This window comes from Nicoliella sp. ESL1149 (genome assembly GCF_058107265.1).
On the sequence record NZ_JBYLUE010000004.1, the window covers coordinates 427,822 to 442,932 of the forward strand.

The 15,111-nt window shown below is 32.7% G+C and carries 17 protein-coding genes; 12 read left to right on the plus strand and 5 right to left on the minus strand.

Annotated features, from left to right (window positions below; translation table 11 throughout):
- Window positions 1-81: 81 nt before the first annotated feature.
- From aroE to AC3B6G_RS08135, 12 genes are all read left to right on the plus strand, one after another.
- Entirely contained in the window at window positions 82-981 is a 900-nt protein-coding gene (aroE, locus tag AC3B6G_RS08080; RefSeq protein ID WP_489849905.1) for a shikimate dehydrogenase, read from the plus strand.
- Window positions 968-1,717: a type I 3-dehydroquinate dehydratase gene (gene aroD, locus AC3B6G_RS08085; protein WP_489849906.1), complete on the plus strand. Its 750-nt coding sequence runs from the start codon at window positions 968-970 to the stop codon at window positions 1,715-1,717. The genes aroE and aroD overlap by 14 nt, the downstream gene beginning before the upstream one ends.
- A 12-nt stretch (window positions 1,718-1,729) precedes the next feature.
- The gene (locus tag AC3B6G_RS08090; protein ID WP_489849907.1) at window positions 1,730-2,899 is read left to right on the plus strand and encodes an MFS transporter; all 1,170 of its coding nucleotides are present in this window, start codon (window positions 1,730-1,732) and stop codon (window positions 2,897-2,899) included.
- An 87-nt stretch (window positions 2,900-2,986) separates the two neighbouring features.
- Complete coding sequence (locus tag AC3B6G_RS08095; RefSeq protein ID WP_489849908.1) at window positions 2,987-4,333, plus strand: glutamate--cysteine ligase; 1,347 nt, start codon at window positions 2,987-2,989, stop codon at window positions 4,331-4,333.
- Window positions 4,334-4,664: 331 nt separating this feature from the next.
- Window positions 4,665-5,525, plus strand: a complete 861-nt coding sequence (locus AC3B6G_RS08100) for a phosphate ABC transporter substrate-binding protein (protein WP_489849909.1) — start codon at window positions 4,665-4,667, stop codon at window positions 5,523-5,525.
- Window positions 5,526-5,540: 15 nt separating this feature from the next.
- Window positions 5,541-6,458, plus strand: a complete 918-nt coding sequence (gene pstC / locus AC3B6G_RS08105; RefSeq protein WP_489849910.1) for a phosphate ABC transporter permease subunit PstC — start codon at window positions 5,541-5,543, stop codon at window positions 6,456-6,458.
- Window positions 6,459-6,460: 2 nt separating this feature from the next.
- Window positions 6,461-7,348, plus strand: a complete 888-nt coding sequence (gene pstA / locus AC3B6G_RS08110) for a phosphate ABC transporter permease PstA (protein ID WP_489849911.1) — start codon at window positions 6,461-6,463, stop codon at window positions 7,346-7,348.
- A 14-nt stretch (window positions 7,349-7,362) separates the two neighbouring features.
- Window positions 7,363-8,157 (plus strand): phosphate ABC transporter ATP-binding protein PstB, encoded by a 795-nt coding sequence (gene pstB / locus AC3B6G_RS08115; protein WP_489849912.1) that lies wholly within the window; start codon window positions 7,363-7,365, stop codon window positions 8,155-8,157.
- An 11-nt stretch (window positions 8,158-8,168) separates the two neighbouring features.
- Window positions 8,169-8,936, plus strand: coding sequence for a phosphate ABC transporter ATP-binding protein PstB (gene pstB / locus AC3B6G_RS08120; RefSeq protein WP_489849913.1), 768 nt, complete (start codon window positions 8,169-8,171; stop codon window positions 8,934-8,936).
- 12 nt (window positions 8,937-8,948) lie between these two features.
- A complete protein-coding gene (gene phoU / locus AC3B6G_RS08125) occupies window positions 8,949-9,686 on the plus strand; it encodes a phosphate signaling complex protein PhoU (RefSeq protein WP_489849914.1) in 738 nt (245 codons plus the stop codon).
- Window positions 9,687-9,706: 20 nt separating this feature from the next.
- Complete coding sequence (locus tag AC3B6G_RS08130) at window positions 9,707-10,423, plus strand: winged helix-turn-helix transcriptional regulator (RefSeq protein WP_489849915.1); 717 nt, start codon at window positions 9,707-9,709, stop codon at window positions 10,421-10,423.
- 68 nt (window positions 10,424-10,491) lie between these two features.
- Window positions 10,492-11,601: a family 20 glycosylhydrolase gene (locus AC3B6G_RS08135; RefSeq protein WP_489849916.1), complete on the plus strand. Its 1,110-nt coding sequence runs from the start codon at window positions 10,492-10,494 to the stop codon at window positions 11,599-11,601.
- Between the two features lie 53 nt (window positions 11,602-11,654).
- On the opposite strand, the gene AC3B6G_RS08140 is transcribed toward AC3B6G_RS08135, so the two are convergent.
- From AC3B6G_RS08140 to AC3B6G_RS08160, 5 genes are all read right to left on the minus strand, one after another.
- Window positions 11,655-12,047 (minus strand): DUF3021 family protein, encoded by a 393-nt coding sequence (locus AC3B6G_RS08140; protein WP_489849917.1) that lies wholly within the window; start codon window positions 12,045-12,047, stop codon window positions 11,655-11,657.
- Window positions 12,048-12,051: 4 nt separating this feature from the next.
- Entirely contained in the window at window positions 12,052-12,507 is a 456-nt protein-coding gene (locus AC3B6G_RS08145) for a LytTR family DNA-binding domain-containing protein (RefSeq protein WP_489849918.1), read from the minus strand.
- A gap of 25 nt (window positions 12,508-12,532) precedes the next feature.
- Window positions 12,533-13,393: an ABC transporter permease gene (locus AC3B6G_RS08150; RefSeq protein WP_489849919.1), complete on the minus strand. Its 861-nt coding sequence runs from the start codon at window positions 13,391-13,393 to the stop codon at window positions 12,533-12,535.
- A complete protein-coding gene (locus AC3B6G_RS08155) occupies window positions 13,393-14,283 on the minus strand; it encodes an ABC transporter ATP-binding protein (protein ID WP_489849920.1) in 891 nt (296 codons plus the stop codon). The genes AC3B6G_RS08150 and AC3B6G_RS08155 overlap by 1 nt, the downstream gene beginning before the upstream one ends.
- A 129-nt stretch (window positions 14,284-14,412) precedes the next feature.
- Entirely contained in the window at window positions 14,413-15,021 is a 609-nt protein-coding gene (locus AC3B6G_RS08160) for a histidine phosphatase family protein (protein WP_489849921.1), read from the minus strand.
- Window positions 15,022-15,111: the final 90 nt, after the last annotated feature.

Sequence of the window (15,111 nt, forward strand, 5' to 3'; positions counted from 1 at the left end):
AACTGCACTCCAAAACCAGCTAGGTGAATTAAATCACTTAGCTGGTTTTTTATTTTGAATTTTGAAAGGAAGCTTTTGATTATGAGTAATATTGATATTGATGGACACACTTTTTTGATTGGTTTGATGGCATACCCAATTAGACACTCGATGTCGCCTACAATGCATAACGCTGCTTTTAAGGAATTAAATCTTAACTACGCATACTTAGCTTTTGACATTGATTCAGATAGATTAAAAGCAGGGGTTGATGCAATTAGAACTCTTGATATGCGAGGCATTAATGTTTCAATGCCAAATAAACAAAATATTATTAAATACTTAGATAAATTAGATATTTCTGCTGAATTGAATCATGCAGTTAATACTGTTGTTAATGATAATGGGGTTTTAACTGGTTACACTACTGATGGAATTGGCTTTGTTAATGATCTTAAGAAAAAGGGCCACCCAGTAAAGGGGAAAACAATGGTCCTTGCTGGAGCAGGTGGTGCAGGAACGCCAATTGCAATTCAATCTGCTATGGATGGACTTGAAAAATTAACGATTTTTAATCGGAATGATTCTAAGCTAGAAAATGCAAAACGAATTGCTAAAATTATTAACGATCGAACTGATTGTAAAGCCGAAGTTGTTGATTTAGAAAATCAAGCAGCATTTAAAGCAGCCATTTCAAAAGCTGACATCTACTGTGATGCAACAGGAGTTGGCATGAAACCATTAGAAGATAAGAGTTTGGTTACGGATACAAGTTGTTTTCATAAAGACTTAGTTGTCTTCGATACGGTTTATGCACCTCGTGAAACAAAATTAATGAAGATTGCTAAAAAAGCAGGTCTTAAACACGTTTACAACGGGTTAGGAATGATGATTGAACAAGGAGCAGCTTCATTCAAACTATGGACTGGTCAAGACATGCCAATTGAAGTTGTTGAAAAGGCAATTGAAAAAAAGGATCGACTTAATCATGAAAAAAATTAAAATAAAGGGATTAGAACTGAATAATAAAAGTTCACATATTGCAGTCCCAATCACTGGAAAAAACATTGCTGAAATTAAGAAACAATTACTCAATATTAATGCTGACGATATTGACATGATTGAGTTTAGAATTGATTTTTTAGATAAAGTTGATAAAGAAAATGTTATTACTGCTAAGAAAATAATTAATGAACAATTTCCGCAAATACCATTACTTGCGACGATTAGAACTAATTCAGAAGGTGGCAATTTTAGCGGAAACGATGATGAATATTTAAATGCTTTATTGATGTTAAGTCAGATCCAGTTCGATTTGATTGATGCTGAAATTAGTCGTTCTAATGTTGAATCCGTGATAAATAAAATCAAGACTAATCATCAATTGATCATTGGAAGTTACCATAATTTTGATCAAACACCAACAAATGAATTCTTAATGCAAACTTGGACAAAGATGCAAACATTAGGTTGTAATATTGCAAAGATTGCAGTGATGCCAAATGATATTAATGATGTTTTGAGATTTATGCAAATTTCACACGAAGCTGATCAAAAGTTATCGATTCCAATTATTAGTATGGAAATGGGGCAACTTGGGATGTTAACGAGATTAAGTGGGATGTTAACTGGTTCAATTATTACTTTTGGGAGTACTTCCAAGCGTACTGCATCTGCACCTGGTCAAATTGACAGTCATTTATTGAAACAAATTTTAGAGGTAACGTCGTTAAATTAAGGAGGAAAAACAATGAATCAGATTAGACTAAGGTTAGGATTATTTTTAAATTATTTTGTTCATGGTTTTGCCTTGATTATTTTAACCCAAAACCTATTACCACTAGCTCATAATTGGAATAGTAAAATTGAAGTTGCATCATTTGTTCTTTCTGGAATAGGAATCGGTCGGTTGATTGCATATTTAATCATGGGTTTTATCTCAGATCGATATGGCAGAAAAACGACATTGTTAATTGGAATGTTCACTTACTTAATCTTTTTTATTGTTACCCCAATTAATCATATGCTTGTAGTCGCCTACGGGATGTCGATTATCGCTGGAATTGCTAATTCAGCCTTAGATTCAGCTACTTATCCTTTGTTTACGGAACTAGAAAATAATAACAGTTCAAGTAGTATCTTGTTAAAAGCTTTTATTTCAGTTGGTGAGTTCTTGTTACCACTTATTGTGTTATTTTTGAAGGAACATCAATTATGGTTTGGAATTTCTTTTTACATTCCAGCAATAGTATTAATTCTTAACTTGATTAATCTAGTCCCTTATCATTTTCCAAAATTTAGCAATAAAACTGAGACTGAAAAAATAAATCAAAAATCTATTGTGAACTTTTCAAAGATTATTTTGACAATTGCGTTGTTTATTTATGGTTTTACTTCTATGGCGGTTATGATTTGGTTTACTCAATGGATCACAATCTTTGCTGATAAAATTGGTTTTAGCACGATTACATCACACTTATTGTTATCACTTTACAGCATTGGATCTATTACTGGAGTAATTATTTCGTTTATTGTTTTAAAAAAGTATGATATTCAAAAATTATTGTTCTTGGTTTTGAACATTATTTCGTTAATTTCCATTACAATCGTTTGTTTTAGTAGGGTCCAGGAATTATCATATGTCGCTGCTTTTGTATTTGGATTTAGTGCGGCAGGTGGAATAATGCAGATGGCTTTGAACCAACTGTTAACCATTTTCCCAGAACACAAGGGAATCTTTACTGGAGTTTTCTTCATGTTTGGTAGTATTGCATCATTTCTTATTCCCATTATCACTGGATTATTAATTCATTTTGGAGAAGAAAACATATTGAATGGTGATATTGTAATTGCATTTATAAGTATGGTTGTGGCAATTATTACGTTTATTATTAAGCCACTTTCAATAAATAATCGGTAATACTTCAATATTAATATTTAAAGCTTGATTTAAGACAAGCTTTTGATAAAATTGAGTAAACAAATTTAATCAGAGAAGATGATCTAAATGCTCAATATAATTGGACGTAACGTTATAGAGTCTCATCTACTTCAAAAATTTTCCCACATTAATAGTGGAATTGAAGTTGAACATTTTAGAATTGATTATAATGGACAATTAAGTAAACATCATTATCCAAAGGAAATTGGGAAACAGGCTGAGAACCACTGGATTACAAATGATTATTTACAAACCATGCCAGAAATTGTGACTCCTCCCGCACAAAATGATTTAGAAACGCTTCATTTTGGACATGTTCTGACCAATACACTGAGACAGCATTTGGAATCTGATGAATTGTTATGGTCATTATCAATGCCACCCGTTCTACCCAATGTTAAAACTTGTGATATGCTTGCTAAGGGTGATAACGAAGAAAAAAATAAATATTTTGATTATATTGCTGATAAATATGGAATTACTCATGGGGCACCATGTGGAACGCATATTAATCTAAGCTTTAATGATCAACTTTTGAATCACTTAGCCAATCAAATGTCGAATAAATATGATAACATTGCAGATTTACGGAATCATATTTATCCATTAGTTGCAATTGGTTTCCTTAAATATCGATGGTTCTTAACTTATTTATTTGGAGCCAGCCCTGTTGCTCAAGCCAATTATTTTGAAGATGATAATAAGAATCGTCCAGCTCATCTACTAAGAAGTCTACGTCAGAGTTCATTCGGTTTTATTGATACGATATCTATGGATTATACTAGTGCAGATCGCTATGAAAAGCGATTAGCTGAAAAACTCGCAGATGGAAGTATTCTTAAATTAGCCGAGTTTCATGGACCAATGCGTTATCGTGGAAAAGATATTCGTAAACATGGAATTGAATATATTGAGCTGCGAATGTTTGATGTAGATCCGTTCAACGATGTTGGAATTAAAGCATCGACATTATTATTCGTTCAATTATTGATGATTTATTTTGCAATGACTGGAGAGCAAGAAACAGAAGATGGGATTGCCTTAAATTTAAAATCTAATCAAATGAATGAACAAATCGCCTTAGAGAATCCGAATGAAAAGTGTTCTATGAATGACCAAGCATTATCCTTTATTAGGGATTTACGGATGTTTGTTGAAACTACTGATTTAGGAACGATTTATGATGAGCTTTTAGATCAGGTCGAAGAACAATTTTATCATCCTGAACAGACCATTAGTGGTAAGTTAGTTCAACGGATAAAAAATGGGTCACTATTAAATTTTGGAATTGGACAAGCAATTAAATACCAAAAAGCAAGTGAACATTCTATTTTTAAATACGATTTATTTGGTAAAAACGATGGTAATATTTCAGCCACTGAATTAAAAAATGAAATTTTAAAAAATAATTAATGTAATTGACTAATCTATTTTTGGATTGGTCTTTTTCTTTATAAAAGATAATTTACATATCCTTTACAAACAATTCATTTTCAATTTACATTCCTTTGCTAAAATACTATTTGTAAGTATGAAATAGTGATTGGGGTTTAATTATTGGAATTCTTTATTTCTTCGCATATCACTTCAACTTATTTAAAATATCAATAAAAAGGAATATAAACGCCTTTACATTCATATTTACAAATGTTTACAAAAAATTTACATTCCGTCCAAATTAAATTTACATTCCTTTGTTAAAATTTAACTAATAAGTTAAGTGATGAACGAGGAGAGATAGAATATGTTTCGTTTGAAACGATTATTATCAGTATCAATTGCTGCCGGAGCACTAATTATGTTGGCCGGATGTAATTCAAATACCAAAAAGGTTACAGCTGTTGGATCAACAGCTTTACAACCATTGGTTGAACAGGCTTCTGAACAGTATCAAAAAAGCGGCCATCATACAATGATGAATATTCAAGGTGGTGGATCCGGGACTGGATTAAGTCAAGTTCAACAAAAAGCGGTTACGATTGGTGATTCTGATGTGTTTGCAGAAAAGCAAAAGGGAATTAAAGCAAACGAACTGATAGATCATAAGGTTGCTGTTGTTGGGATGGCACCAATTGTTAGTAAATCTAATGGTGTTAAAAACCTAACCATGAAACAATTGCGTGATATTTTTACTGGAAAAATCAAAAATTGGAAACAAGTTGGTGGAAAGAACATCCCAGTAACGGTGATTGATCGGGTTAAAGGAAGCGGAACTAGAAATACATTTGAACAAAATGTATTAGATGGGAAGCAACCGATTAAAGCTCAAGAACAAGATTCGAACGGAACAGTTCAAAAAATTGTTGGGAGCACTCCTGGTGCGATAAGTTATGTTTCCTTTTTCTTCATTAATGGAAGTGGTGCAAAACCAATTTCAATTGATGGAGTTAAACCAACTGACAAAAATGTTTCGAAAAACAAATGGAAAATTTGGTCTTATGAACATATGTACACAACGAAACATCCTGACAAAGAAACGATTAAATTTATTAAATATATAGAATCACCAGCAATTCAAAAGCAAGTTGTTCCAAAAATGGGTTACATCAGTATCCATAATATGAAAGTTGTCAAAAATGCAGATAATGTTGTAACCAAGAAATAAAGGTTGGAGGATATTATGGAAGATATAAAGAAGAAGTTAACCAGTTCTTCACGAGAGACTAATCAGGAAAGATATGGGAAAACGTTAAGTTATCTGAGTATTGTTGGAATCATGGCGTTAGTTCTTTTGATCTTATACTTCATCATTTCGTTTGGGGTTGCAACATTTACTCAGGATCATGGTAGTTTAACTGATTTTCTTACTAAAACGAATTGGAACCCAGGTCAATTGAACGATAAAGGCCAACCTTTGATTGGGGCGTTACCAATGATTACGACTTCCTTTGCAGTAACTTTTCTATCTGCTTTGGTAGCAACACCATTTGCCGTTGCCGTTGCCGTATTCATGACGATTATTGCTCCTAAAAAAGGAAGTCGTTTCTTACGTTCGATCATTGAATTATTAGTCGGAATTCCTTCCGTTGTTTATGGATTTATTGGTTTAACGATTATTGTTCCATTAGTTAGACACTTATATGGTGGAACTGGTTTTGGGATTCTTTCTGGAACGATTGTATTGTTCGTTATGGTTCTTCCTACTATTACTTCAATGTCAGTTGATAGTTTGAACTCAGTTCCTAGTTACTATTTATCAGCGTCAGCTGCATTAGGGGCTACGAGGTGGCAAACCATTTACAAAGTTATGTTGAGAGCGGCTACTCCAGGAATTTTAACCGCTGTTATTTTTGGGATGGCCAGAGCTTTTGGTGAAGCATTAGCTGTTCAAATGGTTATCGGGAATGCAACATTAATGCCACATAACTTATTGACTCCATCTGCAACCTTGACGAGTCAATTAACGACTGGAATTGGGAACACCGTCATGGGAACAACTTCGAATAATGCATTATGGTCATTAGCATTAGTCTTATTATTAATGTCATTAGTCTTCAATATTATTGTGAAATTAATTGGTAGAAAGGGACGGTTTTAAAAATGAATGCAAAATTAGTTAATAAAATTGCTAATGGTGTCATCTATCTTTTAGTTGCTACGATCGTATTGATTTTGGCATTATTAGTGGGGTACATTTTAGTAACCGGAGTTCCTCATCTTTCTTGGCACTTTTTGACTTCACCAGCACAATCAATTCAAGCGGGTGGAGGGATTCGAGATCAATTATTCAACTCGATTTATCTATTAGTCCTAACACTAATTATTTCTTTCCCATTATCACTTGGAGCTGGAATTTACTTAGCTGAATATGCTCCTAAGAACTGGATTACAGATATTGTAAGAACTGCGATTGAAGTTTTGAGTTCATTACCTTCCATTATCGTTGGATTGTTTGCATATTTATTATTCGTTATTAAATTTCAATTTGGTTTCTCAATTTTATCAGGTGCGATTGCGTTAACATTCTTTAATTTACCTTTGCTAACTAGTAGCATTGAAGGAGCATTGACTTCTGTTCCCCGTCTTCAAAGAGAAGCTGGACTAGCTTTGGGACTTTCGAATTGGAAGACAATTACACGGGTCATTTTACCAAATGCGATTCCTGGAATTTTAACTGGAATTATCTTAAGCTCAGGACGTGTTTTTGGGGAAGCTGCTGCATTGATTTATACTGCTGGAGCAAGTGCACCAGTAATCAGTTACACGAATTGGAATCCATTCAGTTCCGCTAGTTTCTTAAATCCAATGCGTCCTGCTGAAACATTAGCAGTTCATATTTGGAAGGTCAATAGTGAAGGAATTACACCTGATGCCCATGCAATTTCAAGTGGGGCTTCAGCAGTCTTGATCATTGTTATTTTAATTTTTAACTTCAGTGCTCATTGGCTTGGAAATCATCTTTACAAGAAATTAACATCTGGTAAATAGGAAGGAAATTCATTATGACAGAAGTAGATTTAAGCAAGACTTATTTTGCAACTAATGATAATCCCAAAGCAATTAGTACGGAAGGCATCCAAGTTTTTTATGGAAATAACCATGCATTTCATGATGGCACTCTTTCTTTTTCAAAGAATAAGATCACAGCTATCATTGGGGCTTCCGGATCTGGGAAGTCGACCTATTTAAGATGTCTTAACCGAATGAACGATGGTCGAGCGCGAGTTGAAGGTAAGATCATGTATAAAGGTGTTGATATCAATTCTTCCAACATCAATGTATATGAAGTTCGCAAGAATATTGGAATGGTATTTCAACGGCCAAATCCATTTGCGAAGTCAATTCGCCAAAACATTACGTTTGCTTTAAAGCAAAATGGAATCAAAGATAAGCATGTTTTAGAGCAACGAGTTGAAGAAAGCTTGAAGGGAGCCGCCCTTTGGGATGAAGTTAAGGATCGTTTGGACGAAAGCGGAATGTCTCTTTCAGGTGGACAAGCTCAACGGCTTTGTATTGCCCGTGCAATTGCTATGAAACCAGATATCTTATTAATGGATGAACCTGCCAGTGCTTTGGATCCAATTTCGACTGCTAAAGTTGAATCAACGTTGCTTGAATTAAAGAAACAATTTACAATTATCATTGTGACGCATAATATGCAACAAGCTTCCCGGATTAGTGATGAAACAGCATTCTTCCATTTAGGTCGGCCAATTGAATTTGATGAAACTGAAAACATTTTCACCAGACCAAAAATGAAGTTAACGAATGATTATGTTTCAGGTAACTTTGGCTAGGAGGATGAATGATGACAACTAAGCATAGAAAAATTATCTCAAGTGAAGGAGTTCGTTTATACTATGGTAAAAGCGAAGCCCTTCACGGGATAAATTTAGATTTTTATGAAAAACAAGTGACGGCACTGATTGGACCTTCAGGTTCAGGGAAATCAACTTATTTAAGATGTTTAAATCGCATTAACGATATGATCCCTGATGTAACAGTAACAGGAACCATTAAGTTTAATGGGAAAGATTTATATTCTCCTAAAGTAGATTTAACAGCACTACGGAAGGATATTGGGATGGTATTCCAACAACCAAATCCATTTCCATTTTCCGTTTATGATAATGTTGCTTATGGTTTAAAAATTCAAGGAATGCATGATAAAAAGAAAATTTCTGAGATTGTTGAAAAAAGTTTAAAGCAAGCAGCTGTTTGGGATGAAGTAAAGGATAATCTACATGACAATGCTTTGTCGTTTTCAGGTGGTCAGCAACAACGGATTTGTATTGCGCGGGTATTAGCAGTTCGTCCAGATGTCATCCTAATGGATGAACCCACCAGTGCTTTGGATCCAATTTCTAGTGCTAAAATTGAACAAACCATTTTGGATATTAAGGATCAATTTACAATTATTATCGTTACGCATAATATGCAACAAGCTTCCCGGGTATCTGATCGAACTGCATTTTTATTAGATGGCCAATTAGTAGAAGTGGATGATACTGATAAGATGTTTATGAATCCGAAATATCAAAAAACGAGTGATTACTTGAACGGGAAATTTGGTTAGGGGGAAATTATAATGAATGATGAATATTCCAATAAATTAAAGGCAATTAAAAATAATTTCATGGAAATGGGAATTAACGTTAGTGAACAAATTTATCAAGCAACGAATGCTTTCTTAGACCACGATAAAAAAGTTGCTAGCGATATTTCTGATCATGATAAAAACATTAATAACGAAGAAATTAGTTTGGAAAATGAAGCTTTACGAACGATTGCTTTACAACAACCAGTTGCTGATGATTTTAGATTAATCATTAGTATTTTAAAAGCAAGTTCTGATTTGGAACGAATTGGTGACCATGCCGAATCGATTGCAAAAGAAACTTTACGGATGCATCATAAGGATCAAATTAAGGATATCGATAACATGGTGCATAAAATGACACTTAGAATTCGTGAAATGCTTGAATCATCATTAGATGCTTTTCTTCATAATGATGAAAATGCTGCTCGTTTAGTTTCTCAAGAAGATATTGAAGTTGATCGCTTATTTGTTCAATCTCGTTTATTACTTTTGAAAGAAATTGAAGCTGATACTAAGAAAATTCCTTCCGCAGCTAGTTACTTAATGGTAATTCGTTTGTTAGAACGAATTGGGGATCACATTGTAAATATTGATGAATGGGTAGTTTACAATCATTCAGGTGAGCTAGTTGAGTTAAATCCTGGTAAAATAAAACCAGACTTAATTCAAAAAGAATTAGATTTAGAAACCAGAGATCATTCTGATAAAGAACCAAAGACAAAATAAACCAATGCGGCGGAGGTTAAATGATGAACACGATTTTGCTGTTATCTAATCGATTAAAATTAGCGTTAGCGATAAATAACGTTGGAAATCATCAACAATATTTTATTAATAACGTTAGTGATCCAAATAGCGTGATCAGTTACCTGAATAACTCGAATATCATTGCATTAGTTTGGGATTTAACGATTGATAAAGATTTTAAAATATCATTAAAATTTTTGCGTGATATTCGTGATAGCTATCATGGACCAATAATTGTTTTAGATGATAAGCAAAATTTAAAGCATCAGAAAAGGGTATTTGAATTAATGGTGGATGATTATATCTATACTCCAATTGAAGCAGAAGATGTGATTCAAAGAGTGCATTTACGGGTTCGCAAGAATTCTGATGATAGTGACAATGCCGATAAAAGTAATCGTAGTACCAAGAATGTTTACCATTATCATGATTTTGTCGTTAATTTAAAGCATTTTACGGTCGAGTATCAAGGAATGCAGATTCCGCTAACCCCTAAAGAGTTTTATTTAATTTATTATTTGATTCGGCATAATAATCAAGTGTTGAGTCGGGAACGAATTTATAATGGAATATGGAATGATGGGGATGAATTCGGATATATTTCTTCTAGAATCGTTGACATTCACATCAGTCATTTAAGAGATAAGTTAAAACGGTATGCTAAGAATAGTGCTCAAATTAAAACCGTCCGTGGATTTGGTTATATCTTTAAGTAAGCTAGCGAGCAGCTAGCTTTTTTTTATTCATCTTTGGTGCTATGATGGGCCTACGTGGGGGAATAATCATGAAAAAATCGATTGAACGAGGAATTATATTAGTTCTATCATTAGTTATAGTAGTTACGGTGGTATCATATATTCTTTTGAAACCAACAAATCCACAACATCGTTATGGATTAAATCTTGATTGTGCAAGAAACTTCTATACTCCTAATCAGTTAAAAAGTGAGATCAACATGATTCGTCAATCTCACGGAAATTATATTCAGCTTCATTTAACAGATAATGAAAATTTTGGCGTTGAAAATAGTTATTTAGGACAAACAACGGTAAATGCTAACCAAAAAAATGGAGTGTTTTATAATAAAACAAATCATCATCCCTTTTTATCGAAACAACAATTAAAATCAGTTATTGATTATGGTGAATCTAAACACGTTCAAGTTGTTCCAGAAATTGATTTACCAGGACATTCACAAGCAATGCTAGAACTACTAAAAAAACAACATCCTGCATTAGAACATGAGGTTCAACATAGTCCGCAAGAAATGTATTATCAAAATCCAGTTGCTTTACAGATATCGAAATCCATTCTAAAGGAATATTTCTCGATGATGCCTAAAAATAGTTACATGGCCACTGGTGGGGATGAAATTATGATTCAAACCGCAAGTGATCGAAACGCAATCGTTAAATATGAAAATAGTTTGGATACTTTTTTAAACCATCATCATTTAGGAATGATCGTTTGGAATGATTGTATTCAAAAGGCTGTTTTGAAGAAATACTATAAGAATATTATTGTTAACTTCTGGTCATTGACTGGTAATTTGGCTAATTCCAAATCTGCTGCAATCAATGCTCAGAATCGGGCAACGCTTCCCGAAATGAATAAAGTTGGGATTCAAACAATTAATTGTAATTCTTACTATACCTATTTAGTTATGGATAAAACAATGGATAATAACCGTGAACAACAATTCTTAGGTAATTTAGGTCATTTTAAACTGGGGTATTGGAATGGAAACACTGGTGATGAAAGTAGTAATATGAATAATATTGGGACAGGCGTTTCCGTTTGGGGAGATCCAACGAACGTATTTCCTTCTGATAAAATTATTAGTATTACGAAACCACTAGTAAGTAATTTTCTAAATCAAGTTACTAAAAAATAATGAACAATAAAATAAACTCCCATCATCAATAAATTTCGATGATGGGAGTTTATTTATTTTTGTTTTCTTTTTTGAATTAATTGGTTTAATTGTTTTGTCTCTTTATTTTTGAACCAAAGGAATAAACACCAAATGATAATGTAAATGACCGTAACCTGAATCAATAATGAGAAAGCATCAAAAGGAGATGTTAACCAATGGTTATATAATGTGTAACATACTACAAAAATAATGGTAGCTAACCAGTTTAAAATTACAGCAAATAGACCGGAAAAATTAATATCTATAAGTAAGTAAGACATTAGTCCAATCATGATGCTCATTATTAAAGTACTAATAGCAATTTTTACGGTTACTAGCATGCCCCCATTTATAATAATATAAAGCATAAAGACTAATGATCCAATTGTTGCCCCGATCAACATATGTTGAATTATTTTTTTCATTTTATCACATCCTTAACTTTGCTTTTAATTCAGGAACAAATTTCCGACTAACGTTAAATTTTAAGTCATGATCTAAAAAAGCTGTTAAATTACCTGAAAAACCAGCTTCTAAATATTCCAGCATATCGATATTAATAATCACGCTTCTTGAAATTTGAACAAAGTTATTTGGGTTAAGTTTTTCCATGACACGCTTTAATTGGCCATTCGTTGAATAAGCATCTTCAATAGTATGGAAAATAATTTGGTTGTTGAATACTTCTACAGCAATGATGTCATTGATTTGAATCATTTTAATTTGATCAGATAGTTTGATTGGTAGGACAGAGGAAAATTGATTTTGTAATTTTTCCACTTGATGAATCAATTCAACAACTGATGGTGATAAATTATTAGCTGAGACAGTGACTTTAATTTCATTTGGATTTAATGAGGAATCCTGTTCAAAATTAATTTTCATATCCACCACTCCTTAATAATTAACATTATACATGGTGGCGGTTATTAAGAACATTAATCAATAAAGTAATAACAATAAAAACTATTGTGAAAATAATAATTACAAAAATAGTTTCATTGAAAGATAAGATATGTTTTATTTTTAGAGTAATTCCCATTTGATTTTTGAATGATTGTAAAATATGAGAAGGGACATGTCTAAAAGACTTATTTAATTGGTGTTCCATTAGTAGGTGCCGATACAATGAAGTAGTGTATGGTGCAGGTGTCATTTTAATAATATTTTGTGCAAAAGTAGGCATTGTTGATATTGGTAAATAAACACCAGCAAAAAATCCAGAAGCGGTCCCAATAATACTGTTCAATGCACTGAATGATTGCTCTTTTTTAAAGAATGTACATAGTATAAGCGCAAAACTAGTCCAAACGAAACTATTTAAAATAATAATTACTAACAACTGTGGGAAGAGATTCCAATTATTAGTGATGTGATCAGAAATTTGAAAATAACTTTGCATAATCACAAAAGCAATTGTTTGTAGGATTGCACTAATGATGACAGCTGAAGTAAGATAAGCAGCTAAAATTTGCCATTTTTTGATATCAGTTAATTCAATATCGATAATTGAGTGATTTTCACGATCAATCACCATCTGTGATAGAGCTGCAAAACTAGTTGTAATGGCAGTTACCGTAAGTGTTCCACTTATTAACCATGGATCTAGTAATTTACTAGTATTTGGAACTTGTTGCCAGGAAGATTGCATTTGATTTTTAAGAAATAAAAGATAAATTCCAATTGAAATTAAACTTCCTAACATAGAATAAAAAACACGAATATGATTTTTGAAATAAATGGTTAAATTTCTTTCGATTAGTGCAAACATTATCGAATCTCCTTTCCAGTCAATGCAATAAAGATATCATTCATGTCACCACGCCGATATTCCCAGTCATTAATGAATGAATTGACTTGATTTAAAAAGTTTAGGGTCGTTTTATTATCAGGCATTAAAATTTGAATTTGAGAACCTTTGATTTTGGGATGCCATTCTGCTTTCAGGAATGATTCCACTTTTTTGGTATCATTACAATTCAACGTTAAACTGTGTTTAAGATATTTCTTTTTGAGTTCAGTAACGGTGTTGTGTGCGATAATATTGCCATGGTCTAAGATGTAAACATCATCTGCATCATTAGTTTCTTCTAAGTAATGAGTCGTTAAAATAATGGTTAAATGATAAATATTTCGTAAATGGTTTAAGAACTGCCAGATAGTGTTTCTAGTTTGAATATCTAAACCAGTCGTTGGTTCATCTAAGAAGAGTAATTTTGGTTTATTGATTAGTGCTCTAGCAATATCAACTCGTCGGCGCTGTCCTCCTGATAAGGTATTGTATTTTTGATTCATAATTAAATTGATTTTTAATTCTTGTTTAATTGTATCAATAAATTTAGAATCCAAATGATGATACATTTTGATTCTTAATTCGAGATTTTGTTTAACAGTTAAATCACCATCTAAAATACTGTTCTGAAAAACAATTCCAATTTGCTTTCGAAAATGGTAATCATTTGATGGGTACCCACCAATTTCAACATGTCCATGAGTAGGACGTTCAACTCCGGTTAACATTTTGATAGTTGTTGATTTGCCAGCACCATTGGGGCCTAAGAAAGCAACCAATTGACCTTTTTGCACTGTCAAACTAATATCATCAACAGCAACTTTTTTTCCATATTTCTGAGTAATGTTTTTAGCACTTAAAAGTGACATGATTTTTCAACTCCTTATGTAATAAGAATAGTTAGAAAAATCATTTTTGTGATTAATTTTCAGTAAGTGGTTAAAAATAATTGGTCAGTGGTATAAAAAAACTCCTGAAATGTATTCAGGAGTTTCTAATTAAAACGTTTGATTATATTCACGAATGTAATATTTATTATTTAAAATTATATGAGTCACACTTGTGTTGTCTGGTTCTGCAATCAACATTGGATCTGGTCCAGTTCCCATTGCGGCCATCATTGCAGCTTTGATGGTAAATCCATGGGTAACAACAATTATTTTTTGATCAGGGTAGTTATTAGCATATTCACTCATAAACGATTGAACTCGGTCGGTAACTGCTTTAAATGTTTCACCATCTGCTAATGGGGCATAATTAGGTAGAACGTCGTTGAGTTCATTATCAAAAACTTCAGGGTGTTGAGCTTTTAAATCAGCATTCTTTTTACCATCCCAATTGCCATATGAAATTTCCAATAAACGTTCGTCAATTGTCATTTGTAAATGTGCATCTTGATTAATGATTGAGGCTGTATCCTTAGTTCTTTGAAGGGGACTAACGATAATTTGATCAGCAAAATCAATTGGGAAATGTTCGTGTAAATTTTGAGCTTGACGTTTACCTTGTTCAGTTAAATTAGTAATGGGGGTATTAATGGTTCCTTGTTTTAATCCTTGGACATTGGCAGTTGTTTGGCCATGTCGAATGAAGTAGAATTCAGTCATGATGTCCTCCTTTGATTTTTTAATATTATTACATAATTAACCTTTTTTCTCAAATTACTACTTGCATCCTAATAAAAATTAAGTTATTAT

Excerpts from the sequence above, each read along its gene's own strand:
- aroD (WP_489849906.1), top strand. The coding sequence starts at position 968 with ATGAAAAAAATTAAAATAAAGGGATTAGAACTGAATAATAAAAGTTCA.
- AC3B6G_RS08135 (WP_489849916.1), top strand. The coding sequence starts at position 10,492 with ATGAAAAAATCGATTGAACGAGGAATTATATTAGTTCTATCATTAGTT.
- phoU (WP_489849914.1), top strand. The coding sequence starts at position 8,949 with ATGAATGATGAATATTCCAATAAATTAAAGGCAATTAAAAATAATTTC.
- AC3B6G_RS08095 (WP_489849908.1), top strand. The coding sequence starts at position 2,987 with ATGCTCAATATAATTGGACGTAACGTTATAGAGTCTCATCTACTTCAA.
- AC3B6G_RS08160 (WP_489849921.1), bottom strand. The coding sequence starts at position 15,021 with ATGACTGAATTCTACTTCATTCGACATGGCCAAACAACTGCCAATGTC.
- AC3B6G_RS08145 (WP_489849918.1), bottom strand. The coding sequence starts at position 12,507 with ATGAAAATTAATTTTGAACAGGATTCCTCATTAAATCCAAATGAAATT.
- pstA (WP_489849911.1), top strand. The coding sequence starts at position 6,461 with ATGAATGCAAAATTAGTTAATAAAATTGCTAATGGTGTCATCTATCTT.
- AC3B6G_RS08140 (WP_489849917.1), bottom strand. The coding sequence starts at position 12,047 with ATGAAAAAAATAATTCAACATATGTTGATCGGGGCAACAATTGGATCA.
- AC3B6G_RS08130 (WP_489849915.1), top strand. The coding sequence starts at position 9,707 with ATGATGAACACGATTTTGCTGTTATCTAATCGATTAAAATTAGCGTTA.
- pstB (WP_489849913.1), top strand. The coding sequence starts at position 8,169 with ATGACAACTAAGCATAGAAAAATTATCTCAAGTGAAGGAGTTCGTTTA.
- pstB (WP_489849912.1), top strand. The coding sequence starts at position 7,363 with ATGACAGAAGTAGATTTAAGCAAGACTTATTTTGCAACTAATGATAAT.
- aroE (WP_489849905.1), top strand. The coding sequence starts at position 82 with ATGAGTAATATTGATATTGATGGACACACTTTTTTGATTGGTTTGATG.
- pstC (WP_489849910.1), top strand. The coding sequence starts at position 5,541 with ATGGAAGATATAAAGAAGAAGTTAACCAGTTCTTCACGAGAGACTAAT.
- AC3B6G_RS08150 (WP_489849919.1), bottom strand. The coding sequence starts at position 13,393 with ATGTTTGCACTAATCGAAAGAAATTTAACCATTTATTTCAAAAATCAT.
- AC3B6G_RS08155 (WP_489849920.1), bottom strand. The coding sequence starts at position 14,283 with ATGTCACTTTTAAGTGCTAAAAACATTACTCAGAAATATGGAAAAAAA.
- AC3B6G_RS08100 (WP_489849909.1), top strand. The coding sequence starts at position 4,665 with ATGTTTCGTTTGAAACGATTATTATCAGTATCAATTGCTGCCGGAGCA.
- AC3B6G_RS08090 (WP_489849907.1), top strand. The coding sequence starts at position 1,730 with ATGAATCAGATTAGACTAAGGTTAGGATTATTTTTAAATTATTTTGTT.